Below are 26,950 nucleotides of genomic sequence, written 5' to 3' on the forward strand. Positions count from 1 at the left end.
TATGAAGCGAATAACAGATTTACAAGGATCCTTTGAACTGCACAACGGGGTCCAGATGCCCTATTTTGGATTGGGGGTATATCAATCCGAAGATGGAAGCGAAGTGATCAATGCCGTAAAAGTAGCATTGAACCATGGCTATAGGCATATTGATACCGCCGCCATTTACTACAATGAGGAGGGCGTTGGTACAGGAATCCGCGAAAGCAATGTGGACCGAAAAGACGTTTTTTTAACGAGCAAAGTCTGGAACACCGACCAAGGTTACGATGCCACCCTAAAAGCTTTCGAGGCCAGTTTGGAACGCTTGGGCACCGATTATTTGGACCTATATTTGATCCATTGGCCAAAAGGCGAAATTTCTAAACAAACTTGGAAGGCCCTTGAAAAACTGTATAAGGAAAAACGGGTGCGGGCCATTGGTGTGAGCAACTTTTTGCGGCATCATCTAGAAGATTTATTGAGCTCTGTGGAGATTGTTCCCATGGTGAACCAAATGGAGTTCCACCCCTATTTGGTACAACAGGATTTAGTGGATTTCTGCGACTCCAAAGGCATTCAATACGAAGCATGGTCCCCGTTGATGCAGGGTAACATCTTTGACCTCGATATCATGAAGGACCTGGCTTCAAAGTACAACAAAACAATCGCCCAGATTGTTTTGCGATGGGACCTTCAGAAAGGAGTGGTCACCATTCCAAAATCATCCAAAAAAGAGCGTATCATTGCCAATTCCGACCTTTTCGATTTTGAATTATCGGAAGAAGATGTAGAATTGCTTGATGGCTTGGACAAAGACAAACGATTTGGCCCAGACCCTGATAATTTTGATTTTTGATTCCTTCCAAACGGCGGCCTCTACTAATAGGATGGTTTTTAGCACGGGAATTTATTCAAATTAGAATTCCAAAGGCTCTTTTCTTGCATACCTCACCCTCAAAATATAGACTGTGTTTTCCTCAATAAGATAAGAGATTCGATAACGGTGTTTTTCATAGGCCCTGACATTTCCAGTATTGTTTTGCTTTAGCGCGTCTACTTTATAGATTTCGGGATCAGTTGCCAAAATATTGGTGGAAGCATGGATTTCTGTAATGACCCTAATGGTTGTTTCAATGGACTTTGACTCTTCCAGTAGAGATAAAAAGGCTTGGTTCAAGTCTGCTTCGGCCTTGTGTGTCCAGATTATTTTTCTGCCCATTTTTTGATGTGCTCTCCCACTTCCTTATGGGAGTATAGTTCCCCTTTCTCTATTTGGGCAATGGATTCGTTCAGTTCCTTGTTATATTGCTCCAGACCGATACGTTCGTCGTTATCGTCATTGTAGTTGTCGGCCATGGCCTTGACGAGTCTCAAGAACCTGTGATCGGCCTTCTTGACGTATTCCAGTACACTTTGTCTTAAATCCAAGGTTGCCATACTGTTCTGTGTTTGTTATAGTAAAGGTACAATTTTCATTCCACAGCTATCATGTTGACTGCAAAAAGGCTGGTTCCTAAGTAGTAAACAGCGCTTTAAGTTCCGTGGCATCGGCAGCTTTCATTTTGCCGGCAAGTACCAAACTCAGTTGCTTGCGGCGAAGCGCGGCAGCATAGCGTTCCTTTTCCAAATCGGTTTCAGGCTTCAATGGCGGAACTTCCGTTGGTTTTCCGGTATCATCTACCGCAACAAAGGTATAAATGGCCTCATTGGCCTTGGTACGCTCACCGGTAAAGCGATCCTCTATCCAAACATCTATAAAAATTTCCATGGAGGTATTGAATGCTCGGGAAACTGCCGCCTCCACAGTTACCACACTACCTAGCGGAACAGCCCTGTTAAAAGCTACGTGGTTTACCGAAGCGGTCACCGTAATCCTGCGGCTGTGCCTACGGGCAGCAATACTGGCAGCTCGGTCCATACGGGCCAAGAGTTCCCCACCAAAAAGATTGTTAAGGGGGTTGGTTTCACTGGGTAACACCAAATCGGTCATTACCGTGCGGGATTCACTAGGGGTTTTAGCGCGCATACCTTAAATTTTGCGCAAAGATATTGAAGTGTGGAATGGTTTTAAAGGAAAGCGTGATTATTTCTCGGAAAGTAACCAAGCATCTCTTGAATCCTCGGCTTTTACCTTCCTCAAAAAGGCAAGTGCTTCTTTGGGCTCGTCAAAGCTATCGTAGGCCACTTGGTGCAGCCCATATTTGTTTACACCCAAATAAAAAGCATTATATCCCTTTTCTTTGAGTTGATTTACCTTTTTATCCGCATTTTGCTCTTCGCGGAACGCCCCGGCGATTACATGGTGCTTGCCCAACTTTTTCTTGGTCACTTTTATGTTGATGGCGGGCAGTTCCAAGGGGGCACTTTCAAAAAAAGTAGCCTCTTGGATCAAGCGGGACACTTCTTGCTGGGCATCTTGTCGGGCTGCCACTTCCTTTTGTTGAAGGTCACCATAAGCGCGATATGATGTAACACCAAAGGAAACCGCCAATAAAATAACAGCGGCATACTTTAACCAAGGTCTAAAAGAAGTTTGTTCCCTTTTCTCAGGGGTGATGATAAACGGAATACGTTCTTCCAATTCTTCCACCTCTTCTTTGATTAGCTCACGCTGAATAGGGGTGGCAGCAAATGTGGACAGACCAAAGGAAGATGTTAAAAAATTGATTTTTTCCTCTGGTTGGAACTGGATGCGTTGTTCGCTATTGTGCCACAATTTTCCAATGCCAAAAAGTTCAATGCTATCGCCCTGAACCAACTTATTGTTCCATTCCTGTGCAATATTCTCCAATTCCCGAAGCATTTCCTCATATCCCAAATTCTTTTCTTTGGCAATATGGGACACCAACAGACCATCATTTTTGGAAAGTTGGGCGTTAAAGGAAATGACCTTGCTCGGCGGCATCAGAGTATTGGTGGTCAAATCGATTTCAGCGGACTTGCCTTGTGTCAAAAAAGCACCAAAACCAGGCACAACGACACAATTATAATCGAACAAGAGCTTTTCTATGTATGAATCAATCCGCATGAGCACAAATATTGCAAAAAAAGGGACAGCACAACATATGCAGGATAACTTTTTATCAACATTTGAAAAGCTGTATTTTGTGGACAACCTTGAGGCCCAGATCAAATGACTGAACCTGAAATTATTGCGGCTTTGCGGCTGCAAATACTCCCAATATAGGGGATGTTACGCCCAAAAAAATAATTGCCCATTGCGGAAGTCCAATGGGGTTTTTGTGGATAATCTGCACCAACTTCAAAAGATTGATGGCATTGGTAAGATGACCTTGAAAGGTCTTCATGATCCCATTCATCTTGAAGAGGCCAAAGAGAGATCTGGTTTTTGTCCCAAGAAGACATCGCGATATCCTTTTTTTTGGATGATGGGTATCCCAGCCGTTTGAAGCATTGCTTTGATGGGCCTATTTTGTTGTTCCAACAGGGCAACATCAATTTAGAACATCAAAAAATCATCAGTGCGGTCGGAACCAGAAACGTGACCAACTACGGAACCTCGTTTTGCAATCAATTTATTGAGGAATTGGCCCCTTTGAACCCAATGATTGTTAGTGGATTGGCCTAGGGTGTGGACATTGCCCTTCATAAGGTAGCAATGGACCATGTGCAGACCATCGCCTGTATGGCCCACGGACTCAATCAAATTTATCCCAAAGTGCAGGCTCCATACAATCCGAAGTAGAAGCAAATGGAGGTTTTATGACCGAATTATTGCCCGAATCAGTGAAGCCAGCATTGTAATGGAATCCGCCAAAAAAGGCGGTAGTTTGGTCACGGCGGATTTGGCCCATGGATATCACAGAGAGGTGTTTGCGGTTCCCGGAAGGACGACCGATAATTGGAGCAAGGGCTGTAACGGCCTTATCAAATACCAAAAAGCCCATTTGTTGACCTCAGCAGCCGAGCTTGTGTATCTTTTGGGATGGAAAATTCAGGGGAGGTAAAGCAAGAGGATGGCATGCTAACGCGGTGCTATTGATTCATTTTCCTTCGGAAAAGTCCATTTTCAGTGAACTTTTCGGAAATATTCATCTGCGGTATTTAAAGCATTTTTTTTACTGGAAAAGCCTCTCACCCCAGAGTGTAATCGTCGATCGGTTGTATATGCTGTTTGCATTTAGTGAGTGTCATTGACCCCACCTTATGGGTGTACAAGCACCCTCGAAAAATTTCTTGTTTGAGAACAAGGTCATCACCATTTCTCAGTTTTTTAAGCTTAATGTGTCAAAATCTTCACTCGCCCCTGCCCGAGGTTTGTCCGATCAAAAGGCGGACAGCACAAATACAAGAGCACTTGGGTGTATGCGTCAGCAAGTTGTATATGCTCTTTGCTTTTAGTGAGTGCCGTTGCCCCACCTTATGGGTGTACAAGCACCCTCAAATCAAATCACTAAGCTATGATCAGTTCAATGCCCGCTTTCTCGGCCTTATACTTTATTTTGGTCATCAAATCATAATAGCTCCAGTTCCTCAGCACGAATTTTTCTTCTTTGGCAATCTTGGTTTTATCTTCTTGATTTAATAAAATAAGGGTTCCCACTTGATGTTTTATGCAGAAATCAATGAGTTTTCTGCTATATACGTGTACACGTTGGCGAATATAATTGCTCTCCGTCGCGCGAAACCTCTCCACTGCCTTTAGTTTTCGATTGCGACCTTTTCCTGATTTGGTGTAGGTAGCACCAATCTGGGCCCGTTTTCGGGCCGCCTGAATCGCCAACCTTCGGTAGAAAAATTCTTCCTTGGTACCAATGGTGAGCTTAGTTTTACCAGTTTTGACCACAATGGGATATTCAAGGGACAATGATGCTTCAGCGACCTTATCCGGTTTTAGCGGATGTTCATCCTTTTCAATTTCAAAAGCTGCCAGCAAAAACGTTTTTCTGTCCGTTAATTTAATGTGCGAGGTGCGCAATTTGATATTCCCGTCGACCAAACGCTCCAAGAGCCTTCGTTTGTCGGTAAAATCTTTTCCCAAATATGTTTTAAATGGTATTGAGAATATGCGAAAGCAAAAGGCCTTTTTATCGGCAGTATGCGACAACCGGTACATACAATCCGGCGGGAACGGAATTGCCATGTCCTTTTTAAAATTGTCCAAGGAGCGTGCACCTTTCCAATATTCAGGCTTGTTTTTGTTGAAAGTAGCGCCTAAAGTATTATTCAGACTTGACAGGATATCGGTGGGAATCTCTCCCTTAAAGCGATTTGATAGCATTCGATATATGGTATTGACCTTGGAACATTTCAAAATACCATCTCCATCCTTTTTTTCGTCGGCCAGTTTATATTTGACCCCTTCCGAAAGATAAAGAAAGTCCTTGATCATTTCCTGTACATACATGTGGGATACAATAAGGTTCGATGCCCTAAAACATCTGTTCTGCCATCTGTAAAGAGTGTTCAGTGCTTCTTTCCGCTCTTCTTTAGTGGGCAGATCTATCAATATCTGGATCTTTCGGGTGAGTATGAGCGTTGATTTTTCCATGCTATGCGGATTCCAATTGTAGGTTATGTTTCTCTTGGATAAACTTATAAGCTGCAACAAATTCTTTGTGCACTTCCTTTTGGGACAAGTTCAGGATTTCGGCAATTTGCGTAAATGAGTACTTGTTGTACCTAAGTTCCAATACCTTTTCTTGTTCCTCGGTCATCAGATTCGGAGTTTTCATTTCATCAGAAAACTTTTGCTCAATTTCACGGTTGCCCCCTTGATGAATGATGGTTTTTATATCCTGAATGGCTTTTTTGATCTCGTTGGCGGTTTCGGTAGTGCTTGTTCCCATCACCTCGGCAATCGCTTTGTACTGGAATCCGTATTTCAAACAGAGTTCGATCAAATGCCTTTTTTTGGCATCCAATAAGGGCAATACACTTTTGACCATATCGAAGGATTTTTGTTCAGATTCCTGATCTTTTAGATTTTCTGATTCAAGTATGGGATCGTACCCTGCCATATAGTCCAGATAATTTTCGTAACTCTCCAAAGAATTGACCTTTCTAAAGAATTTATTTCTGGGCTTACCATAATATGAGATACATTCCCTTTTCATCACAAACCGTAGAAAAAAGAAAATATGCCTCGGTGATTCTATTGTGTCCCTATGGACCCATAATTTTAAAAAAGTATCCTGGACCAAGGATTCTATTACAAATTCATCATCAAGCCATCGCTTGCCCACCCAAAATATATTCCTGCTGAATTTGGCATGAATTTGTTCCATAGCGGAGGGGTCGCCTTTTTTTAAAAGTTCAAAATCATTGTATGACATGACAGACCTCGTTTAAGATGGTGATCGCACCATGATTAAAATTGATTATGCTTTATAGCTGATGCGAGTTCTTAAAGGGTATAAAGAGAAGATGGCTTTGAAAAGTTGAGCAGAACCCTTTTTATTTGATAAAGAGGGCGTGAAAACTTAACTTATAGCATCAAGGTACTGGTATACCGCACGACAATAAGTAAGCTCACGCCCGGGCCGTGAGCATTTGCACTTATCATCTCGTCGTTAAAAATTACCAGTTTTTGATGCGAGAATCAAAGCGAATGCTTCTAATATTATTAACTTAAGAAGTTTCGCAAATATGTTATTTCTGGGATAAATATAATAAAAAACCCAGAATGAGAGTGTACGCTCTCAAAAAAACTTCCCATAATTTTTTCATTTGTGTTAATGGCAAATAAGAGCACAAATAAAAGTAAAGTTTATTTTTCTGATAAATACGTATGCAAGTTTATCAGTGAGGAATGGTTGACCTTAAAAGACACGAGCACTAGAAAGTATGGAAAAATATATGGTGTCAACTATCATGTAATAGAAAAAATACAACAAGAAGATGGCTACAATATACCATTGTCCACTTTAAGCACTATCTGCTTCAATCATGGAATTAAATTATCGGATTTTTTTAAAATGGTAGAAAAAAAGTATGGTGAATTTTTGAACGATGGTTTTGAATACAAATAATCTGTAACTTAATTTTTTCTTAAGGCCAAAACACATCAATTGAAGGCCATTCCTGTTTCGCTCACTTGTCATTAAATTCTAGATTTGATTGGTTGAAAAACATCAAAATAAAGTGTGGCATATTTGATTTGACTTTCCAAAAGAGCGTACCAAACAACATAAAATTAAAAGACAGGTGATTTTCAAATCAGCATGTATTTATTCGGTCCCACTTTCTGGACTAAGGGAAAAGCAAGAGAAGACTGTGTCAAAACAGCTGTTCATCGAGTTGGATGAAACAGAACAGTCAATCTACCCTTACTTGCAGATGAACGGCTAACAATTGCTGGACACCGTTGCTTTGGAGTGCAATCCGCCCATTTTTAAGGTATCGTCCACACTTTTAAATATGGAAATAAAAGCTGTGATCCGACCATTGCCCGGTAAAGTGCTCGAGGCGATATAATAGATCAATAAGGGAAATCGCCAAGACAGCTCATACCGATTGGATTTTCCATCCAAACCCCCCTTTACGGCAATGGCATTTAACGTATTACTCAGTTGGTAAGGGTGGTGGCGTGTTGCCCCCCAAAAAGGATTTCAGTTCATCTACATCCTTTAATGCCGTCCATGTTGCCATGCCCTGTTTCCATACCAAACTATTGCGGTTAATGGTTCGCGAAGCAAATAGGGATTGCATTTGCTCAAAGGTAACGGGACCGTGTTGTGTACCATTTACTGCGTAAAAGTACATGGTTTGTTTTGGCATTGGGGGAGGGACGGCTCCAGGCGAGGGTTGGGCAGTTTGTTGTGGAGCAGTTTGGGGGTTTCCGCCCATCATGCTGCCCATTTGCTGGGCAAGTGCAAATCCCATACCCATGCCCATGCCTGCTCCGGCGGTACCCCCTTCATTTTGAGCAGCGGCCTCAATGGCTTTTGCAGTCTTGAATTTGGTCAATTTATCCAAATCCAGTTTATCGATTCGGCTATATTCAAAGATTTCCTTTTTAAGATCTTCGGGCATGGAAACGTTCTCGATATAGAATTTTTCCAAGGAAATGCCCACACTTTCAAACTCGGGGGCCATTACTTCCCGACAGGTGTCCGAAAGTTCGGTAGTGTTGGCCGCATAGAGTTCAATGGGCAGATTGGCTTGGCCGACCGTATTTGTAAATCGGGTGGCAATCAAGCTTTTTAAGTGCTCGTTGATTTCAAAATTGGTGAAGTTGCTGTCCGTGCCTACGATATCTTTGATGAACTTTCCGGCATCAGAAATTTTAAATGCGTATGTTCCGAACGCTCTTATCTCTACCAAACCAAAGCGATCATCACTTAAAGTGATGGGGCTTTTGGTGCCCCATTTCTCATCGGTGAACAAATGGGTGTTCACAAAATACACTTCGGCCTTAAAAGGGGAATTGAAGCCATATTTCCAACCCTTCAAGGTGGCCAAAATGGGCAGGTTTTGTGTGCTAAGGTCGTAAGTGCCGGGTCCGAATACATCGGCCAACTGCCCTTCGTTGATAAAAACGGCGGTCTGCCCTTCGCGAACAATGAGTTTGGCGCCGTTCTTTATTTCATTTTGATAACGCTCAAAGCGGTATGCAATGGTGTTGTCGGTGTAATCGAGCCACTCGACAATGTCGATAAACTCATTGCTGAGTTTTTCCTTGATCTTTCCAAAAATATCCATGGTAGTGTTTTTAGTTTTAATGATGTTTAATTTATGAAAAAAGAAGATTACTTCCGTTGGGTTAGTGTAAAATGCCAAGGGATTGTTACAGTTGGCTCACAATCAGTCCATTTTTTCAGCCTCTTTCAGCATTTTCAAGACTTGCTGCTTCGGAAGGGCCTCGATTTTGTGCCCATCCCGCCCAATCATCGTCTCCCCGGCAAAAAGGGAATTCAATATGGCTTCCTCGGTCGCTTCAATGGTAGCTAGAAACAAAGGCGTCATGGCGTTATTTCGCAAGGTTGTCATGGTTTGTGTCGGGTTTTCACTTTGATACGGTATTCGACATGCTTTTGCAGTGGAAACCGCAATCACATAATCACCGCTACCGTTACTGGCGATGCCCCCTGTTCGTGAAAGGCCCAACATGGCCCTTTTGGCCAAGCGCTCCAAGTTTCTGGAATCCAGCGGGGCATCTGTCAACACGACCATCATGCATGATCCATCCGCGGAATATTTAAGTGCCTCCGAATAGCGGTCGAGTTTCTTGTCCACCTCCACTCCGGCAATCTGCAAAACACCCCCAAAATTGGTTTGGACCATTACGCCCACGGTATAACCGCCCAATTTTTTGGGCAACACTCTGGATGATGTTCCCATGCCACCCTTGAACCCAAAACAGATGGTTCCTGTTCCGGCTCCTACATTACCTTCGGCAACAGGGCCCGATTTTGCATTTTCGATAGCTTCGAGCACATGTTCTTCCGTAATATGGCGCGCTCGGATATCGTTGAGGTAACCATCATTGGTTTCACCGACCACTGCATTTACGGAACGGACATTTTCGTTCCCGGGTTGGTTCAATGTATATCCAATGACAGCATTGACTGCCGTGGGAACGCTGAGCGTATTGGTTAGGATAATGGGGGTTTCCAAATTGCCCAATTCCCTTACTTGGGTGTAACCAGCGAGTTTGCCAAAACCATTGCCCACATAAATCGCGGCGGGCACTTTTTCCTGGAAAATGTTTCCGGGATGGGGAAGAATGGCGGTGACCCCTGTTCTAACGTTATCACCCTTAATTAGTGTGGAATGACCTACTTGTGCCCCGGGCACATCGGTGATGGCATTCAAGGCTCCGGGTTTTAAAACTCCGATTTCGACCCCATGGTCCCGAAGGCGGTTTTGGGATAGCATGAATAAAGGGACTATGAACAATAAAATACAAAAACTGTGATGCCGTTTATTCATATACCGATCCATTAACCTTTCAAAACACTTACCGTAACCAACAATTGCCCAACATGGCGCTGGCTGTGTTCGGCCGCATGGAAAAGTAATCCTATCACGGTGGTGGGGAGCTTCTTTCTTCCCACAAAGCGCTCGTTTGTAAGCGTTGTTTCCGGGATAGTTTTAAAACAGTCCAAAGCTTGGCCCACCTTTGTCTCAAAATCCGCTATCAGTTGCTGGGATGTTGGAGCATTTTCTCCATTCCCTTCGTTCTTTAAGTATTGGAACTGTGCATCTGTCAAGGTCTCCTCTTTTGCGTAGGTCAGTAACCGATCTAACACGCCTGTCAAATGTTTTAGGTGAAACCCGACCGAGGCCCTGCCAAATGGCTTTTCCCAAAGCTTGTTTTCGGGGAACCCGGACAAATACTCCTTTACTTCCCGCACAGATTGCAACAAGGCATGCGCTGCAGGTTGCAAAAGTGCGGGTACCTCTGGTATAGGACCACTTAGCCAATACTCTTGGGTGGATGACATAAAAATGTTACTTTTTAAAAATCCCTGTAATCACCGGCCAGATATTTGTTGGCCTTTTCTTCTTTGAATTGGGCGGTTTTTGCATCCCAATGCAAGGTTTCTCCCGGGAAGCGGCCTGCAATGGTGCCCAATAAAATGGTTTCGGTCAATCTTGCTGCATAATCAAAAGGTGCGGTAGTGGTACCCTTGCCCAAACAAGCATCTACAAATTGGTGGTAATGTTTAGGTCCTTCAGTGGCATAATTCCGGATGGGTTCCCCCAAGTTGTGTTCTTCGGAAACCTCGGCGATCTCTTTGGAGATGTCCACGTATTTTCCCCTTCTGATTTTCTTTGGCAATTGCATAAAGTGAGGTAGCAACAAACGTCCCTTTTCACCTACGAACATAGCTCCCTGTTCCGGTAATTCGTTCTCACCTGCTACTCCTGCATCCAAGGAAATACTGTTTTCATTATTCTTATCGGTGGACTTTTTGTTCTTTTTCATGTCCATGCCCGGCAACATAAGGTCTTCGTTCATTTCTGGAACGCCAGGCCCATCGTACCAAATCCATTTTAGGGATTTGCCCGTGTATTTGGTGCCGGGGAATTCATAGGTAACCGTATTTTTTTCTGGGAAACCAAATCCATTGGTAGGTCTACACTGTGTCATAATGGTTCTTGGAACATCCAGTTCCAAAGCGTTGTATGGGGTATCAAAAATATGCACACCCATGTCGCCCAAGGTGCCACAGCCATAATCCATGAGTTTCCTCCAATTTCCGGGATGGTACATTCCATCTTTATAAGGCCTTTCTTTGGAGGTGCCTAACCAAAGGTTCCAATCCAATTGGTCAGGAACGGGGTCTTTTCCTTCAGGTAATGGCCCATCATAGCCCCAGTTTTTGGGAGACCAGGCATGTACGGTGTGCACTTTACCGATAATACCGGACTGAATCAAAAGGGTGGCCAGTTTGTAATCGTAAAATGAATGTACCTGAATACCCATTTGCGTGACCAATCCTTTTTCGGCTGCCAATTTTTTCATTTCCCTGGATTCGGAAACGTAGTGTGTCAATGGTTTTTGACAGTAAACGGGCTTGTCCATGTTCATTGCCATTAACGAGGCTGGTGCATGGGTATGGTCGGGTGTTGAAACGATAACGGCATCAATTTCGTCGCCCATTTCTTCCAGCATGGCACGGTAATCAAAAAAGATACGTGCTCCCGGATGCATTTTATGGGCGGTGGATAGGTTGATGGCATCTACATCGCAAAGAGCGATTACCTCAACTGCTTCGTGGGATGAGACGGCCTTTAGGTCCTCCATCCCCATATTGCCGACTCCAATGTGGGCTGTTCTTAGTTTTTCTTTTGGGAAGCCTGCCTTTAAAATGGAAGGGGCAAACATGATTCCAAGTGCTCCCACACTACTTTTCTTGATAAATTCTCTTTTGTTCATGGTTGGAGGTTATAGTTTTTTAATTTTTATGTTTCTGAACCAAATAGGGCTCGCATGATCTTGAAGGGCAATGTAGCCCGTTTTGTATTTTCCGTAGTCGGGCGCGTTGTCCCATTTTCCAGAATTCTTTTTGGCTTTCCAGTCATCGGACCACGGTACAAATTCCAATAATTTTTTACCGTTGAGCCAGTGTTCCACCTTTTCGGGGGTGAACACGATTTTTGAAGAATTCCATTCACCTACCGGATTCAGTTGTTTTTGGGATTCGTCCGCGGTATGCATCGCGTAGTCGGCACCTGTTTTTTGCCAATCTTGAAGAAGTTCCGGGTGCTCTGCACCAAATTGCGAGTTGTACCCTGTCAAATCGTGTATGTCCGCATAGTTTTCATCGTCGATGATCTGATATTCCGGGGACACTACAGGAGGCCCATCATAACCTTCTTTTACATGGTAAAAAATTCCGCTGTTGGCCCCCTTGGGTATTTTCCATTCCAGATAGAGTTCAAAATTATCGAACTCTTCGGCTCCGTAAATAATATCTTTCCCGCCGGTATAATCCTGTTCCAGTCCCAGTTCGGTGTCAAAAGTGAGGATACTGTCCTTTATTGTCCATCCCGGAGGCAGGGAATCCATACCGTAACCGCGCCAACCTTCTAGACTGGTGCCGTCAAAAAGGTAGGTCCATTCAGATTTATTCTCTTCAGATGTGGGAGTTGTTGTTGTTTCGTTTTTTTTGTTTGATTGGTCTTTACAAGCAGCTATCGCCAAGATTAAAACGGCGAGCCTTAAAAATTTTAGCATGGTTTAGTTTTTGATTTTTTTATCTGCGAGGTTAAAGTACAAAATATTGGATAATTTTTTTGTGCCTTTTTCACTACTTTTAAGGCAGACTAACTCAACACTTTAAAAATGAAGACTTGCTTTTTCAAAATTGGTATGCTTTTGCTTACCGCAACATTGTTTATTGCCCCAATGCATTCCCAGCGCAGGAACAAAAAACAAAGCGCACCGGAATACCCCGAAAAATTATACTCAAGTTTGGAATATCGATTGATCGGTCCTTTCCGTGGAGGCCGTTCCGGAACAGTTGCCGGAGTACCGGGAGAACCTAATTTATATTATTTCGGAGCTACAGGTGGTGGTGTATGGAGAACTACCGATGGGGGTCGCTCTTGGGAAAACATTTCCGACGGTTATTTTGGAGGGAGTATCGGTGCCGTTGAAGTGGCGCAAAGCGACCACAATGTGATCTATGTAGGTGGAGGGGAGCAGACCGTTCGCGGCAACGTTTCCTCTGGCTATGGCGTTTGGAAAACCGAGGATGCCGGAAAGACATGGAAATCATTGGGCCTTGACAAAAGCCGGCATATTTCCCGAATGCGGGTACATCCCGAAAATGCCGATATTGTTTACGCCGCTGTAATGGGCAATTTGTACAAGCCCACCGAAGAAAGGGGCGTTTACAAAAGTACCGATGGTGGCGAGACATGGAAAAAAGTGCTTTTTGCCAACGATATGGCTGGAGCGGTTGATTTAACTTTTGACCCGAACAACCCACGGATTTTATATGCATCCACATGGAGAATTGAACGAACTCCCTATAGTTTGAACAGTGGCGGAGAAGGTTCTGCACTCTGGAAAAGTACCGATAGCGGGGAAACGTGGACAGAGATTTCCAACAACGAAGGTTTCGCGACCGATACTTTGGGAATTATCGGTGTGGCCGTTTCGCCCCAAAACAGCAATAGGGTCTGGGCCATGGTGGAAAACAAGGACAAAGGAGGGCTGTACCGCTCGGAAGATGCCGGTAAAACTTGGGCTCTTGTTAACAGCGACAGAAGTTTGAGACAGCGAGCCTGGTACTATACCCGGGTTTATGCCGATACCAATGATGAAGATGTGGTCTATGTGCTCAATGTAAGCTATCATAAAAGTACCGATGGAGGAAAGACCTTTGAATCTTCCAATGCCCCTCACGGTGATCACCACGACCTTTGGATCGCTCCGGAAGATTCCGATCGCATGATCATGGCCGATGATGGGGGTGCCCAGGTAAGTTATGATGGCGGGGAAACCTGGAGTACCTACCACAACCAACCTACGGCACAGTTTTACCGGGTTACCACGGATAATGCCTTTCCATACCGTATTTATGTGGCACAGCAAGATAATTCTACCCTTAGGATCAATTACAGAAGTGATGATGGTTCCATTGGGGAGGACGACTGGGAAGAAACGGCAGGAGGCGAGTCCGCCCACATTGCCGTGGATCCAACCAATGACGATATTGTTTATGGAGGTAGTTATGGCGGATTGTTGACCAGGGTGAACCATGCCAAAAAAACAACCAGGGCGGTGAATGTTTGGCCCGATAATCCCATGGGGCATGGTGCCGAAGGGATGAAGTACCGTTTTCAGTGGAACTTCCCCATCATGTTCAGCAAACATGATCCCAACAAATTGTACACCTTCTCCAACCATGTGCACATGACCACCAACGAGGGTCAGAGCTGGGAGTTGTTGAGTGGAGATTTAACTAGAAATGACCCTACAAAATTGGTGTCCAGTGGAGGACCGATCACACAGGACAATACCAGTGTGGAATATTACTGTACCATTTTTGCCGCCAACGAAAGTCCATTGAAAGAAGGATTATTGTGGGTGGGCAGTGACGATGGTTTGATTCACGTGACCAAAGACGGTGGTCAAACTTGGGAAAATGTTACACCCCCAAATATGCCCGAGTGGAACATGATCAACAGTATTGAGCCATCGGCTTTTGACGAAGGTACCTGCTACGTGGCCGCTACGCGCTACAAGTTGGGGGACTTTGCACCATATATCTATAAAACTACCGATTACGGAAAAACTTGGACCAAAATCACCAATGGAATCGAGGATGAGCACTTTACCCGTGTGGTAAGGGAAGACCCTAAAAGAAAAGGCTTGTTGTATGCAGGCACGGAAACCGGTATGTACATCTCCTTTAATGACGGAACCAATTGGGAGAAGTTTCAGTTGAACTTGCCCATTGTTCCCATTACGGATTTGACCATTAAAGACGATAACTTGATCGTAGCGACCCAAGGCAGAAGTATTTGGGTGATTGACGACCTTACCGTATTGCACCAATTGGATGCTGCCAAGAAATCGGCAGACGCTATTTTGTACAAGCCAAGAGATAGTTACAGAACCAAAGGTAGAGCAGCTAGAAAACCATCAAAAACAGAAGGTGAAAACCTGGCCAATGGTGTAATCACCCATTTTTACCTAAAGGATTTCTCCGAAAAAGACAGTGTGGCACTAACGTATACCAAAATGAACGGTGATACCTTGGCCACCTATAGCACTTATGCCAAGGAGAAGGACAAAAAACTGGAGGCCAAAAAAGGAGGAAACACCTATGTTTGGGATACCCGTGGCAAAGGTGCCGAAAAATTGGACGGCATGATTTTGTGGTGGGCCAACCTAAGCGGTCCCAAAGCGGTTCCTGGAACATACAAGGTTAGCCTGAATGTAAATGGGAACGACCAAACGGAGAACTTCACTATTCTTCCCGATCCAAGGGCAGAGGTTACGGTGGCCGATATGCAAAAACAGTACGATTTCATCACAGAGGTGAACCAAACCGTGGACAGAGCGCACCAATCCATCAAAAAGATCAGGGCGATCAATGGGAAGCTGGAGGAGTTCATCAAAAAGTATAAAGATGATGAAGCGACCAAAGCTTTGGTGGAAAAAGCCAAAAAGATGAAAGAGCAATTCAGTTCCATCGAAAAAGAACTGTATCAGACCAAGAACAGAAGTAACCAAGACCCATTGAACTTTCCAATCAAACTGACCAACAAACTGGCACACTTGAACAGTTTGGTTTCCATTGATGATTTCCCGCCGACGGAGCAGGACATCGCCGTCAAAAATGAAATGTCAGGCAAAATAAACGAGCAATTAAGGGCATTCGATAATTTGGTCGATGAAGGGATTTCCGCTTTCAATGCAGAGTTCAATCAGCTTAAATTGAATTATTTGAGTATCGAGGAATAAACGGAATGAGGGTGTATAAAAAGCAACAAAAGATTGAATTTGTCAGGTTGAGCGCAGTCGAAACCCATTGATTATCAAATTACTTTAGGTTCTCGACTACGATCGAACTGACAGATAAGGAGCTTTTCAGACACCCTCTTTTCATTGTGTACAGCACATATTCTATTATATAAACCAACCATCACCATGAAAAAAAGAGTATTTCTTCTGTTAGGCGCTTTATTTGGAACGCTGGCTTTTGCACAGACCGCCAACGATTATTTTGAACCCATGAAATTTAGGAACATTGGCCCTTTTAGGGGAGGACGTTCGGTAACCGCAAGTGGCGTCGTGGGCGACCCGCTTACCTATTATATGGGTACAACGGGCGGTGGACTTTGGAAAACCGGCAATGCAGGAGGCCAATGGGAAAACATTTCCGACGGATTTTTTGAAATGGGTTCCGTCGGGGCCGTTTCTGTATCACCATCCAACCCCAATATTGTGTATTGTGGTATGGGAGAGCATGCCCCCAGAGGCGTAATGACCTCTTACGGAGATGGCATGTACAAATCCAACGATGCAGGAAAAACATGGATCAAGCTAGGCTTGGAAAAAACGCAACATATTTCCCGTATCATTATCCACCCCACCAATCCCGATATTGTCTACGTAGCCGCCCAGGGAGCTTTATATGCCCCAAATGAGGAAAGAGGGGTGTACCGTTCCATGGATGGCGGTAAAACTTGGGAGAAGATCTTATATGTGGATAAAGGCACCGGAGCTGCCGAGCTTTCCATGGATGCAAATAATCCTCTGGTCTTGTATGCAGCAATGTGGGAGCACCAGCGCAAACCAAATAAGGTAATCAGTGGTGGACCTGGAAGCGGACTGTACAAGAGTACCGATGGCGGGGATACTTGGACGGAAATGACGAAGGGTCTTCCCGAGGAAAAAGGAAAAATGGCCATAGCGGTAAGTGCTGCCAATTCCGATAAAGTCTATGCCGTGATCGAAAGTGATTCCAATCAAGACAAGGGCGGTTTGTTCGTTTCCAATGATGCAGGTGATAGCTGGCAGATGGTAAGTGGCGATAACCGATTGGTGCAACGTGCCTGGTATTATATTGAAGTGTTTCCCGATCCCAATGATGAAGATACCGTGTATGTGCTGAGTGCTTCCATGTTTCGTTCCGAAGATGGGGGCAAAACATGGGAAACCATCTCAGTGCCCCATGGCGATACCCACGATTTGTGGATTAACCCTAACAACTCCAACAATATGGTTTTGGCAGATGATGGCGGGGCTACCATTACTTTTGATTACGGCGAAAACTGGACCTTACAGGACAATATGCCCACGGCACAGTTTTACCGAATCAGTACGGACAATCTCTTTCCTTATAATATTTATGGTGGCCAGCAGGACAATACTTCGGTCAAGATTGCAAGTCTTTCCATGGGTCGATGGAGCATCAACCAAGAGGATTGGCACTATTCCGCAGGTGGGGAGAGTGCTTTTTTGGCCTTTGATCCCGATAATCCCCGTTATGTGATGGGTGGAAGTTATTTGGGGACCATCGAACTGTTGGACATGGAATCCAAAATGTCGAGTAAGGTCATGGCGGCCCCTATCCAATATTTGGGTCGTGATGCACGGGATATGAAATACCTGTACAACTGGAATGCCCCCGTGATTTGGTCCAAGCACGAACCCGGTACGTTTTATCATGGAGCCCAATTGGTGCTTCGTACCCGGGACAATGGAGTGACTTGGGAAGAAATATCCCCGGACCTTACCAGAGACCAGGATGAATTGCAAGGAAAAGGCGGTGGCCCCTATACCAACGAGGCCGTAGGTGCTGAAAACTATGGTACCTTGGCCTACATTATTGAATCACCGCACGAAAAAGGAATTTTGATTACAGGCAGTGATGATGGTCTGGTGCATATCACCAAAAATGGAGGGGAATCATGGGAGAACATAACCCCAAAGGGCTTAAAGGAATGTTTGGTGAACGCCATCGAGGTATCGCCACATGACCCAGGCACCATCTACATTGCCACTACCCGATATAAATTCAATGATTATACCCCTGCCATATACAAAAGCAGCGACTATGGTAAATCGTGGACGAACATAAGTGAAGGGATTCCTTATGGAGCCTTTACAAGGGCAGTGCGGGAAGACGAAGAGCGAAAAGGACTGTTGTATGCCGGTACCGAGAAGGGGCTCTATGTTTCTTGGAACGATGGTAAAAAATGGGAACCCTTGCAACTGAATCTGCCCAAAACGCCGATTACGGACTTAAAGGTGCACCAAGGGGATTTGATCGTGGCGACATCCGGAAGAAGTTTCTGGATTTTGGACAACATTACCACACTATCACAGTACAAGGGAGTTGCCAAAGACCTGAAAATTTACAAGCCCGAAGAAGCCGTTCACGGTAATTGGGGAAGTCAGCTGAACAGTTCTTCCAAAAGTGTAACGGGAACCCATTCTTTTGAAGGAGTAAACCCGGCAAACGGTATGGTGATCTACTATAATCTTCCGGAAAAAATAGATTCCACCGAAGTAACCATGGAAATTTTCAACGGACAGGGCAAAGTGGTTCGCAGCTTCACTTCCCAAAAAGATGAAAGTTACATACCGCACAATGGCGGTGGTGCACCCCCAAAACCTGTTTTGGGAACCAACAAAGGGTTGAATCGCTTTGTCTGGGATTTAAAAACCCCAATAATGCCAGGTATCCCAGGGGTGTATATCGAAGCCAATTTCACAGGCCATAAAGTGCCGCCCGGAGAGTATACCATAAAATTAAAAGCAGGAGGGGAGACAGTTTCCACCGAGGGAACCATCATCGCCCCACCCAATACCAATGTTGACCAAGAACGTTTTGAGGAACACGATGCCATTATGACTGATTTTGAGGCCAAACTCACCGACATGCACAACAAGGTGAACAAGTTAAAAGAAGTGCAAGACCAACTGAAGAAGTTGTTGGAGGATTTGGACAATGATGAGCTGAAGAAAGAAGGTCAAGCCTTACTCGATAAATTAAAAACATGGGATGGCGAAATGGTGCAGCGCAAATCACAGGCGTATGACGATGTGGAGAACTTCCCAAACAAGTTTACCGCGGAATATCTTTTTGTAATGAACCACAGCAACAGTGCATTACCACAAATCAACCAACCGTCAAAAGATAGAAAGGCAGAACTGGATGCACAATGGATTGGACTAAAACAGCGTGCGGAGACCTTGATGAAAACAGAAATACCTAACTTTAACGCCAAACTATGGGAGCATGGCATTGGAGCCATTAGAATGTAACACTTAAAACGAAATAATTGCTGTACCCGTACATAAAATCGTTGCACTTAATATTTGTGGTGACCTGGTTTGCTGGTTTGTTCTATATTCCCCGGCTGTTCATCTACCATATTGAAGCATGGCAAAAACCATCACCCGATAGGGAAATCCTTTCCGATCAATTAAAGTTGATGACAAAACGATTATGGTACATCATTACATGGCCATCGGCAATCTTGTGTACCTTGTTCGCGATATGGTTGTTGATTTTGATGCCCGCATGGTTGCAGCAACCTTGGATGCACGTTAAACTGGCCTTTGTGGCGCTACTTTTTGTGTACCATTTTAAATGCCATCAAATTTTTAAGCAATTACAGCGCGATCAGGTAAAATACACTTCTAGATTTATGCGTATTTGGAACGAGGTGGCCACCCTTGTACTGTTTGCCGTGGTGTTTTTGGTCATACTTAAAAATGCTTTTAACTGGATCTATGGGGTGATAGGGATTTTTGTGCTTGCCCTATTGCTGATGCTGGGGATCAGGCTGTACAAACGTATCCGTGACAAGAACCCGAATGCTTAGAACACCCAATTTTAAGCTTAAATTGGTGTGTAAAGAGATGAGTGTAAGGCTGCATTTTTTTTGATTTAAACCTGTGTATATTACCGTATGCCCAAAAAATACCCGAAAGAGCGTATAAAAGTGCCCCGGTTCAACGAGGAATCAGGCTTCTACACTACTCCTGAGCGTTCCAAGATCATGGGAAAAATAAAGGGCAAGAACACCAAGCCAGAGCTTGCCTTCAGAAAGGCGTTGTGGCAATCGGGCTACCGCTACCGTATCGATTGCAAGAAGCTCATGGGTAGGCCGGATGTTGCCCTAAAAAAGTACAAGACCGTCATATTTATTGATGGCGAGTTTTGGCACGGACACAATTGGCAGGAGCGCAAAGAAAAAATCAAGACCAACCGGGAATTCTGGATTCCCAAAATTGAGCGTAACATACAACGAGATCAAGAGGTGAACCAAGCTTTAAAAGAAAAAGGGTACACTGTGTTTCGTTTTTGGGAAACAGAGGTGAAGAAAAACTTAGATGGGTGTTTGGAGAAAGTTTTAGTGCACTTGGACAAGGTCAAAGCTACTTTTTCAAGATCTTGAAGATTTGTAACACATCATCCAAAGGCAACCCAAAGTCCTGAAATTCGGGCGATGTATTCAAATTATGGCACAAAACCGTCTTATTTTCCCTGTTATACCCTGTAAGCTGTTTACAGATAATCCCATTCGCACAAACCAGTATAAATGATCGGTTTCAAAAGGTTTCATTATTGCAGGTTAACGATTCTCTTTTAATTTCCAACCCAAGTGCATAGGCCTCGTTTGGGATTGCCTCTAAGCTGGAATCGTTCATGGAATCGCCGGACACCTCAAATATGGGGTGGGCGATATTCTTTATCTGGGAAATTTATTGAAGCTCCAATCGCAACAACCAATCGGTTTGTTTATCGGTACCGATATAATAAGGGTGCTCGTTAAACTTTGTAAAACCATGTTTTTGATAAAAACGTATGGCTTTGGGATTGTGTTCCCATACCCCTAGCCAGATATAGTCTTTGTCCAGCCCCTTGGCTTTTGTGATGATCTCTTGGAGCATCCAAGCACCTATCTTTTTACCTTGATGCTCCCCAAGCACATAAATACGTTCAATTTCCAAGGCATTGGGGTCGTGCACATCGGTCTGGGCCGTTCCAATATTCAATTTAAAATACCCTACCAATGTCTCATCGTCATACACAAAATAAAAAAGGCAGTCCTTGTGGGCAAGTTCTTTGGCCAGTTTATCAGGATGGAACGCTTCTTGGATATAGGCTTCAAAATCCTTTGGGTCATTGTCTTTTTCAAAGGCGGCCCTAAAGGTCTCTTTGGATATGTGCACCAAAGTTTTTAAGTCCGCAGTAGTACATTTTAGATAGTGCAAGGCCATGGCGAAGAATTATGCCCAAAATTATCACAAAAAAAGAGCCTAACAAGATGTTGGCTCTATATTTTTCAGGGGGATAACTACTGATCTATAGCATGAAAAGCTTTTTGATCAAAAGCATAAAACCTGTGAAAAAATCGTTTCTGTAGACTTGGACACTTTCGTCCATCGTGGTTTTTGATTTTAGTGCCATGGTTAATTTGGTTTGTGGTGTTAATTTGGGTAAAAAATTCGATATAACCAAATATATAATCGATGAACGGTAATTTAAAACTATTGTTGTGTAATGGCTTGATTTTGTTGTAAAAATTGTATGGATATTTATCAAATGTTCATTTCGGGAATATCTCCTTCCACAATAAGTTTTCCTTCGGTTGCCTCTACGATTTCCTCAACGGTGGCCCCAGGTGCTCTTTCCATCAATTTGAATCCTTCGGATGTGACTTCCAATACGGCAAGGTTGGTGACAATTTTTTTTACGCAGCCTACACCGGTCAAGGGCAAGGTGCATCGTTTCAACAATTTTGACTCCCCGGCCCGGTTGGTATGCATCATGGCAACGATGATGTTTTCCGCAGAAGCCACCAAGTCCATGGCGCCCCCCATTCCCTTTACCATCTTTCCGGGTATCTTCCAGTTGGCGATATCCCCGTTCTCCGCTACTTCCATTGCCCCTAAAATGGTTAAATCCACATGTTGGCCCCTGATCATCCCAAAACTTAGGGCAGAGTCAAAAAAAGAAGCACCCGGCAAAGTGGTTATGGTTTGTTTGCCTGCATTGATGATGTCGGCATCCTCTTCCCCCTCGAAAGGGAAGGGCCCCATGCCCAAAACTCCGTTCTCGCTTTGGAATTCCACACTAATATCGTCCCGTACAAAATTGGCGACCAAAGTGGGGATGCCGATGCCCAGGTTTACGTAGTATCCGTCCTTGACCTCTTTTGCTATCCGTTTTGCTATTCCGTTCTTATCCAACATATCTATGCTTTCTGTCTAACTGTTCTTTGTTCAATTCGTTTTTCAAATTTTTCTCCTTGGAAAATGCGCTGTACAAATATGCCGGGAATATGGATCTGGTTGGGGTCCAGACTGCCCGCAGGAAGTAGTTCTTCGACTTCCGCTACGGTTATCGTGGCCGCTCCGCACATACAGGGGTTGAAATTCCGTGCCGTACCCTTAAAAATAAGGTTGCCGGCTTCGTCCCCTTTCCATGCCTTTACAAAAGCAAAATCGGCCTTGAACGCTGACTCCAACACATACATTTTCCCATCAAATTCGCGGGTCTCTTTTCCCTCGGCGACCTCGGTTCCGTATCCTGCCGGGGTATAGAATGCGGGAAATCCTGCCTGTGCCGCCCTGCATTTCTCGGCCAGGGTTCCTTGTGGTGTCAGCTCCACTTCCAGTTCCCCGCTCAGCATTTGGCGTTCAAACTCGTCGTTCTCACCTACATAGGAGGAAATCATTTTTTTTATCTGATGCTTCTGCAAAAGGAGTCCAAGACCAAAATCGTCGACCCCGGCATTATTGGATATACAGGTGATGTCCTTAACGCCTAACCGTACCAATTCATCAATGGCATTTTCGGGTATTCCGCATAGCCCAAATCCTCCCAGCATAAAGGTCATTCCATTCTTTACGCCCTCCAAGGCCTCTGTAACATTGGCAACTGTTTTATTGATCATGGCATTCGTATTTATATTGCCTGAAATTACGATTTAAATAAAAAAGCCCCAAGCAAATTACGATATGCTTGGGGCTTTATTTTGTCAAAGTGGGCTTGGACTAGAAATCCAGGTCGTCCAAATCGTCTTCTGTGTCAATATCTTCCTCTTCTTCCTGTTGTTGTTTGGAACAATCTATAATGATCGACATTTCCTCTGGCTCTTCAAAAGCATCCTTGGAAACGCCTATTTCCTCGTTGGCATAATTCTTCTTCATGTAAAGGGCCCATATGGGCAATGCCATGGATGCTCCCTGTCCATATAATAGGCGATTAAAGTGTATGGATCTATCTTCACCTCCTACCCATACACCTGTAACCAAGTTGGGGACCATGCCCATAAACCAGCCATCACTCTGGTTTTGTGTAGTACCTGTTTTACCAGCAATGGGATTGGTTAATTCATAAGGGTATCCCGTTATTATTTCCTTGTAAACAGCTTGGTTTTTGCCGTAGGTATGTCTTAATCTCCCCCCAGATCCGTATTCGGTAACCCCTTCCAAAAGGTTGATCATGGCATAGGCCACATCTTTGCTCAGTACATCCTTTGTTTTTGGTTTGTATTCAAAGAGCACGGTACCGTTTTTATCTTCGATACGGGTGACCATTACGGGTTTTACATATACCCCTTGGTTGGCATAGGTCCCAAAGGCTCCCACCATTTCATATACACTAACGTCGGGTGTGCCCAGGGCAATGGACGGCACTTCTGGAACATCCTTCGTAACCCCCATGCTTTTTGCTATGGAAGCTACGGAACCCGGACCTACCCTATCAATCAATTGTGCGGTGATGGTGTTTACGGAATTGGCCAACGCACTTTTCAGGGACATATCCTCTCCCGAGTACTTCCCATCCGAATTCTTTGGGCACCATGCCTCCATGTTCCCATGTTTTCCCGGTTCAATACAGTATTGGTTGTCTGGCAATGTGTAACATGGGGAGTAACGCAACTGGTCAATCGCCGCAGCATACACGAAAGGTTTAAACAATGAACCCGCTTGTCTTGATCCTTGAATTACATTGTCATATTGAAAATGCTTGTAATCTATTCCTCCGACCCATGCTTTTACATGACCAGTCTGTGGTTCCATGGACATCATGGCGGTACGTAGGAATGTTTTGTAGTACCGTATGGAATCCATAGGTGTCATAATGGTATCTTTTTCAAAGGAATCGCTGTTCCAATCAAAAACGGTCATTTCGGTTTTCTTGTGGAAAGTTGCTTCAATATCCTTTTCATCCAATCCTTCACGTTTAAGATGGCGCCATCTGGCCGATCGTTTCATGGCGCGCTCCATAATGGTATCAATAGCCCCGCTTGTCAAATCCAGAAATGGAGCTGTAGGGTTGCGCTCGGGCGTATTTTGGTGAAAGAACTCAGCTTGAAGGTTTTTCATGTGTTCCTGCACGGCCTCTTCTGCATTTTTTTGCATTCTGGAATCTATGGTGGTGTAGACCTTTAGCCCGTCCAAATAAATATTATACTTTTCGCCATCAGGTTTTGGGTTTTCACGCACCCAGTTGTTCAAATAGCGCTGCATGTACATTCTAAAATAGGTGGCCAACCCTTCCCGGTGGGATTCCGGGTTAAAATTGATCTTCATCTCCCTGCTTTGCAACGAATCTTTCTCCTTTTCAGAGATATAGCCATATTTGGCCATTTGACCGAGAACGGTGTTACGCCTGTTAAAAACCAACTCTTCACGGCGCATGGGATTGTAAAGGGACGAGTTTTTTAGCATGCCCACCAATACGGCGGACTCTTCGGTTTTAAGCTCTGCAGGCTCTTTTCCAAAGTAAATTCTAGATGCAGAACGGATACCGTCCGCATTGTACCCAAAATCATAAATATTGAGGTACATGGCGATGATCTCTTCCTTTGTGTAGTTGCGTTCCAAACGTGTGGCTATGACCCACTCCTTTATTTTTTGTGTAACTGCCTCCAAGAGGTTGCTCGATCGTACACCAACAAAAAGTTGGCGTGCCAGCTGTTGGGAAATGGTACTTGCCCCTCCCTTGGTTCCCAAATAGGCCAAGGCCCTTGCAAAGCCCCGGGCATCGATACCAGAATGGTCATAGTATCGTGCATCTTCTGTGGCTATTAAAGCATCAACAATGTTCTGCGGAAGCGCCTCATAATCCACCCAGGTTCTATTGTCATCTAAATAGAGTTTTCCCAATGTTTCCCCGTCCGAAGAGATAAACTCTGTTGCCAGATTGGTCTCTGGGTTTTCCAAACGTTCAAAGGTGGGCATTTCTCCAAGGGCTCCCCACGAAGCCAAAAGAAAGATCAGGGCAACGGAAAGTACCCCTGCTCCAAATAAGATCCAAAACCACTTAATGAAAGGAAGAAAATTTTGCTGCTGTTTTTTTTGACGCTTCTTTGCCATTATAATTTGGGTGCTTTTTCTATTTCCAAACCAACATCTGTTACTCCTTCTAAAATATGAAGGCCTTCCACATCGCCATTTTTGCGCATGGCGTGGGAAATATTCACTTTATATACGCCAGAATCGGGAAAATCGATCTTTTCCTTGTACCAAAGTTTGTTTTCCTTGACGCTTCCCATTCCTTTCCCGAGCCATTCGCCACTGGGTTTGGCCATTTTGTATTCCAATGTATCCTTAACGGTATTACCGCTTGGATATTCCATCTCGGTAATCAAAAATAAATTGCTAAAGGCAAAGGTATCATCATTTCTGATGTTGATGAACATATTGTATGTTTCCGTGGAATCCAGCTCGGAAAATTGAAAGTCGACCCCTTGGTCCATTTCCCACTTTCCTTCTTTGATGGGCTTATAGTCCGAATAGACCAACAGCTCATTGCAGGATGATAGGGCAAGTACCGCAAGAAGTGGAAACAAAAAATTATTTCGCATTGGGTGCTTTGGATTTTGGTTTTCTACGTTTTTTCTTTCTTCGCTTTTTGTTCTTGGGTCTATCAAAGCGGGTAAGGCTGTCTTGGCCCACTACATTTTCAAAGGTTGTTTTTTCCTCGTTCACATTATCGGCAGCATACTCCTCTAGGCTTGCAACCTTTTCGTTTTTCTTGTTCAGTTCCAAGATTTCCAGCACTTGGTCTTTGGACAAGGTATGCCATGTAGCGGGTTCATCTTTGTAAGAGAACCAAAGTGTTTCTTTAAAAATATCCGCTTTTTGACAAAAAGCTATTCCTTTCTGGGTTTTGAGCTTACAATCGGAGGGAGGAAAATTTTTGAGTGCTTCCAGATACATATCCAGCTCGTAATTGAGGCAGCACTTCAATTTACCGCACTGACCCGCCAATTTTTGAGGGTTCAGGGCCAATTGTTGATAACGGGCCGATGCTGTGCTCACGGACCTAAAATCCGTCAACCACGTAGAGCAACAGAGTTCACGACCACAAGAACCGATGCCGCCCAAGCGTTGGGCTTCTTGCCGGTAGCCGATTTGGCGCATTTCAATACGGATACCGAAAGCTTTGGCCATGTCCTTGATCAATTGCCTAAAATCCACGCGATCTTCGGCGGTATAGTAAAATGTGGCCTTGGAACCATCTCCTTGGAATTCGACGTCACTCAGTTTCATTTCAAGTTTTAGGGATATGGCGATTTCCCGGGAGCGCTTCTTTATTTCTTCTTCCCTATCCCTACATTTTTGCCAAATATCAATGTCCCGTTGGGTAGCTTTTCTGTAAATTTTAGGGATGGTCCTATCATCAGGTGCCACCTTTTTCTTTTTCATTTGTATCCGCACCAATTCACCGGTAAGGGTAACAACGCCGACATCATGGCCGGATTTGGCCTGGGTGGCCACGACATCGCCTATGGACAATGTGAGATTCTCCGTATTCCTAAAAAATTCCTTTCTACTATTTTTAAAACGTACCTCAACGCAATCAAAAGGTTTTTGACCGTTGGGCAACGACATATTGGAAAGCCAGTCAAAGACTGTTAGCTTGTTACAACCATCAGTGCCGCAAGTACCATTGTTCTTGCAACCACGCGGTTGTCCATCCTTGCCGGTTGAACAACTGCTACACGCCATATTTAATATCTTGATTGAGGTGCCGATAAAACGTGTCGGTTGGATTACAGT

26 protein-coding genes and 1 pseudogene are annotated in these 26,950 nt (G+C 44.2%); 8 read left to right on the forward strand and 19 right to left on the reverse strand.

Translation table 11 applies throughout. The features are described 5' to 3' along the window. The first annotated feature begins 1 nt into the window (after position 1). A complete protein-coding gene (locus tag AC13CC_RS12190) occupies positions 2-838 on the forward strand; it encodes an aldo/keto reductase (RefSeq protein WP_326276689.1) in 837 nt (278 codons plus the stop codon). Positions 839-898: 60 nt separating this feature from the next. On the opposite strand, the gene AC13CC_RS12195 is transcribed toward AC13CC_RS12190, so the two are convergent. The 5 genes from AC13CC_RS12195 to AC13CC_RS12215 all read right to left on the reverse strand — a co-directional run bounded on the left by AC13CC_RS12195 (position 899) and on the right by AC13CC_RS12215 (position 3,290). After that, positions 899-1,201, reverse strand: coding sequence for a type II toxin-antitoxin system RelE/ParE family toxin (locus AC13CC_RS12195; protein ID WP_326276690.1), 303 nt, complete (start codon positions 1,199-1,201; stop codon positions 899-901). Beyond that, on the reverse strand, positions 1,186-1,419 hold the full coding sequence (locus tag AC13CC_RS12200; RefSeq protein ID WP_326276691.1) for a hypothetical protein: 234 nt from the start codon (positions 1,417-1,419) through the stop codon (positions 1,186-1,188). The genes AC13CC_RS12195 and AC13CC_RS12200 overlap by 16 nt, the downstream gene beginning before the upstream one ends. A 76-nt stretch (positions 1,420-1,495) precedes the next feature. Continuing rightward, entirely contained in the window at positions 1,496-2,008 is a 513-nt protein-coding gene (locus AC13CC_RS12205; protein WP_326276692.1) for an acyl-CoA thioesterase, read from the reverse strand. Between the two features lie 57 nt (positions 2,009-2,065). Next, a complete protein-coding gene (locus AC13CC_RS12210) occupies positions 2,066-3,010 on the reverse strand; it encodes an HU domain-containing protein (RefSeq protein ID WP_482876677.1) in 945 nt (314 codons plus the stop codon). A gap of 121 nt (positions 3,011-3,131) precedes the next feature. Then, positions 3,132-3,290 carry a hypothetical protein gene (locus AC13CC_RS12215; protein WP_482876678.1) on the reverse strand — a complete coding sequence of 53 codons (159 nt, stop codon included), beginning with the start codon at positions 3,288-3,290 and terminating at the stop codon, positions 3,132-3,134. Between the two features lie 128 nt (positions 3,291-3,418). Here AC13CC_RS12215 and AC13CC_RS12220 point away from each other — a divergent pair. Both AC13CC_RS12220 and AC13CC_RS12225 read left to right on the forward strand, forming a co-directional pair. After that, positions 3,419-3,688 (forward strand): annotated as a pseudogene (locus AC13CC_RS12220) (DNA-processing protein DprA). Further along, positions 3,609-3,950 carry a DNA-processing protein DprA gene (locus AC13CC_RS12225; RefSeq protein ID WP_482876679.1) on the forward strand — a complete coding sequence of 114 codons (342 nt, stop codon included), beginning with the start codon at positions 3,609-3,611 and terminating at the stop codon, positions 3,948-3,950. The pseudogene AC13CC_RS12220 and the gene AC13CC_RS12225 overlap by 80 nt, the downstream one beginning before the upstream one ends. Before the next feature lie 446 nt (positions 3,951-4,396). On the opposite strand, the gene AC13CC_RS12230 is transcribed toward AC13CC_RS12225, so the two are convergent. Both AC13CC_RS12230 and AC13CC_RS12235 read right to left on the reverse strand, forming a co-directional pair. Next, complete coding sequence (locus tag AC13CC_RS12230) at positions 4,397-5,494, reverse strand: nuclease/transposase family protein (protein WP_482876681.1); 1,098 nt, start codon at positions 5,492-5,494, stop codon at positions 4,397-4,399. A gap of 1 nt (position 5,495) precedes the next feature. After that, positions 5,496-6,278, reverse strand: coding sequence for an RNA polymerase sigma factor (locus AC13CC_RS12235; RefSeq protein WP_482876683.1), 783 nt, complete (start codon positions 6,276-6,278; stop codon positions 5,496-5,498). A 402-nt stretch (positions 6,279-6,680) separates the two neighbouring features. Here AC13CC_RS12235 and AC13CC_RS12240 point away from each other — a divergent pair, with 402 nt between their 5' ends. Next, positions 6,681-6,974, forward strand: a complete 294-nt coding sequence (locus AC13CC_RS12240; RefSeq protein WP_326276699.1) for a hypothetical protein — start codon at positions 6,681-6,683, stop codon at positions 6,972-6,974. A 315-nt stretch (positions 6,975-7,289) separates the two neighbouring features. Here AC13CC_RS12240 and AC13CC_RS12245 read toward each other — a convergent pair whose 3' ends face one another. The 6 genes from AC13CC_RS12245 to AC13CC_RS12270 form a co-directional block, all read right to left on the reverse strand. Continuing rightward, entirely contained in the window at positions 7,290-7,475 is a 186-nt protein-coding gene (locus AC13CC_RS12245; RefSeq protein WP_482876685.1) for a hypothetical protein, read from the reverse strand. 31 nt (positions 7,476-7,506) lie between these two features. Continuing rightward, complete coding sequence (locus tag AC13CC_RS12250) at positions 7,507-8,646, reverse strand: SPFH domain-containing protein (protein WP_326276701.1); 1,140 nt, start codon at positions 8,644-8,646, stop codon at positions 7,507-7,509. 102 nt (positions 8,647-8,748) lie between these two features. Then, a complete protein-coding gene (locus tag AC13CC_RS12255) occupies positions 8,749-9,822 on the reverse strand; it encodes a DmpA family aminopeptidase (protein ID WP_482876686.1) in 1,074 nt (357 codons plus the stop codon). 65 nt (positions 9,823-9,887) lie between these two features. Beyond that, positions 9,888-10,391, reverse strand: a complete 504-nt coding sequence (locus tag AC13CC_RS12260; protein ID WP_326276703.1) for a DinB family protein — start codon at positions 10,389-10,391, stop codon at positions 9,888-9,890. A gap of 14 nt (positions 10,392-10,405) precedes the next feature. Further along, positions 10,406-11,830, reverse strand: a complete 1,425-nt coding sequence (locus AC13CC_RS12265; protein ID WP_482876687.1) for a Gfo/Idh/MocA family protein — start codon at positions 11,828-11,830, stop codon at positions 10,406-10,408. Between the two features lie 9 nt (positions 11,831-11,839). Beyond that, positions 11,840-12,631, reverse strand: coding sequence for a 3-keto-disaccharide hydrolase (locus AC13CC_RS12270; protein WP_326276706.1), 792 nt, complete (start codon positions 12,629-12,631; stop codon positions 11,840-11,842). 108 nt (positions 12,632-12,739) lie between these two features. Here AC13CC_RS12270 and AC13CC_RS12275 point away from each other — a divergent pair, with 108 nt between their 5' ends. The 4 genes from AC13CC_RS12275 to AC13CC_RS12290 all read left to right on the forward strand — a co-directional run bounded on the left by AC13CC_RS12275 (position 12,740) and on the right by AC13CC_RS12290 (position 20,325). Continuing rightward, positions 12,740-15,874 carry a VPS10 domain-containing protein gene (locus AC13CC_RS12275; RefSeq protein ID WP_482876689.1) on the forward strand — a complete coding sequence of 1,045 codons (3,135 nt, stop codon included), beginning with the start codon at positions 12,740-12,742 and terminating at the stop codon, positions 15,872-15,874. A 186-nt stretch (positions 15,875-16,060) separates the two neighbouring features. Next, complete coding sequence (locus AC13CC_RS12280; protein WP_482876691.1) at positions 16,061-19,186, forward strand: VPS10 domain-containing protein; 3,126 nt, start codon at positions 16,061-16,063, stop codon at positions 19,184-19,186. Positions 19,187-19,203: 17 nt separating this feature from the next. Next, positions 19,204-19,749, forward strand: a complete 546-nt coding sequence (locus tag AC13CC_RS12285; protein ID WP_482876692.1) for a CopD family protein — start codon at positions 19,204-19,206, stop codon at positions 19,747-19,749. An 87-nt stretch (positions 19,750-19,836) separates the two neighbouring features. Next, entirely contained in the window at positions 19,837-20,325 is a 489-nt protein-coding gene (locus AC13CC_RS12290; RefSeq protein ID WP_482876693.1) for a very short patch repair endonuclease, read from the forward strand. 307 nt (positions 20,326-20,632) lie between these two features. Here AC13CC_RS12290 and AC13CC_RS12295 read toward each other — a convergent pair whose 3' ends face one another. The 6 genes from AC13CC_RS12295 to AC13CC_RS12320 all read right to left on the reverse strand — a co-directional run bounded on the left by AC13CC_RS12295 (position 20,633) and on the right by AC13CC_RS12320 (position 26,899). Then, complete coding sequence (locus AC13CC_RS12295) at positions 20,633-21,151, reverse strand: GNAT family N-acetyltransferase (RefSeq protein ID WP_482876694.1); 519 nt, start codon at positions 21,149-21,151, stop codon at positions 20,633-20,635. A 321-nt stretch (positions 21,152-21,472) separates the two neighbouring features. Continuing rightward, positions 21,473-22,126 (reverse strand): 3-oxoacid CoA-transferase subunit B, encoded by a 654-nt coding sequence (locus AC13CC_RS12300; RefSeq protein WP_482876696.1) that lies wholly within the window; start codon positions 22,124-22,126, stop codon positions 21,473-21,475. A 2-nt stretch (positions 22,127-22,128) separates the two neighbouring features. Beyond that, positions 22,129-22,830 carry a CoA transferase subunit A gene (locus AC13CC_RS12305; RefSeq protein ID WP_482876697.1) on the reverse strand — a complete coding sequence of 234 codons (702 nt, stop codon included), beginning with the start codon at positions 22,828-22,830 and terminating at the stop codon, positions 22,129-22,131. Between the two features lie 100 nt (positions 22,831-22,930). Continuing rightward, positions 22,931-25,261, reverse strand: coding sequence for a penicillin-binding protein 1A (locus AC13CC_RS12310; RefSeq protein ID WP_482876699.1), 2,331 nt, complete (start codon positions 25,259-25,261; stop codon positions 22,931-22,933). Further along, positions 25,261-25,752, reverse strand: a complete 492-nt coding sequence (locus tag AC13CC_RS12315) for a gliding motility lipoprotein GldH (RefSeq protein WP_482876701.1) — start codon at positions 25,750-25,752, stop codon at positions 25,261-25,263. The genes AC13CC_RS12310 and AC13CC_RS12315 overlap by 1 nt, the downstream gene beginning before the upstream one ends. Beyond that, positions 25,742-26,899, reverse strand: a complete 1,158-nt coding sequence (locus tag AC13CC_RS12320; RefSeq protein WP_326276716.1) for a PSP1 domain-containing protein — start codon at positions 26,897-26,899, stop codon at positions 25,742-25,744. Before AC13CC_RS12320 ends, AC13CC_RS12315 begins: the two co-directional genes overlap by 11 nt. Positions 26,900-26,950: the final 51 nt, after the last annotated feature.

It is taken from the genome of Flagellimonas sp. L-11, assembly GCF_056857735.1.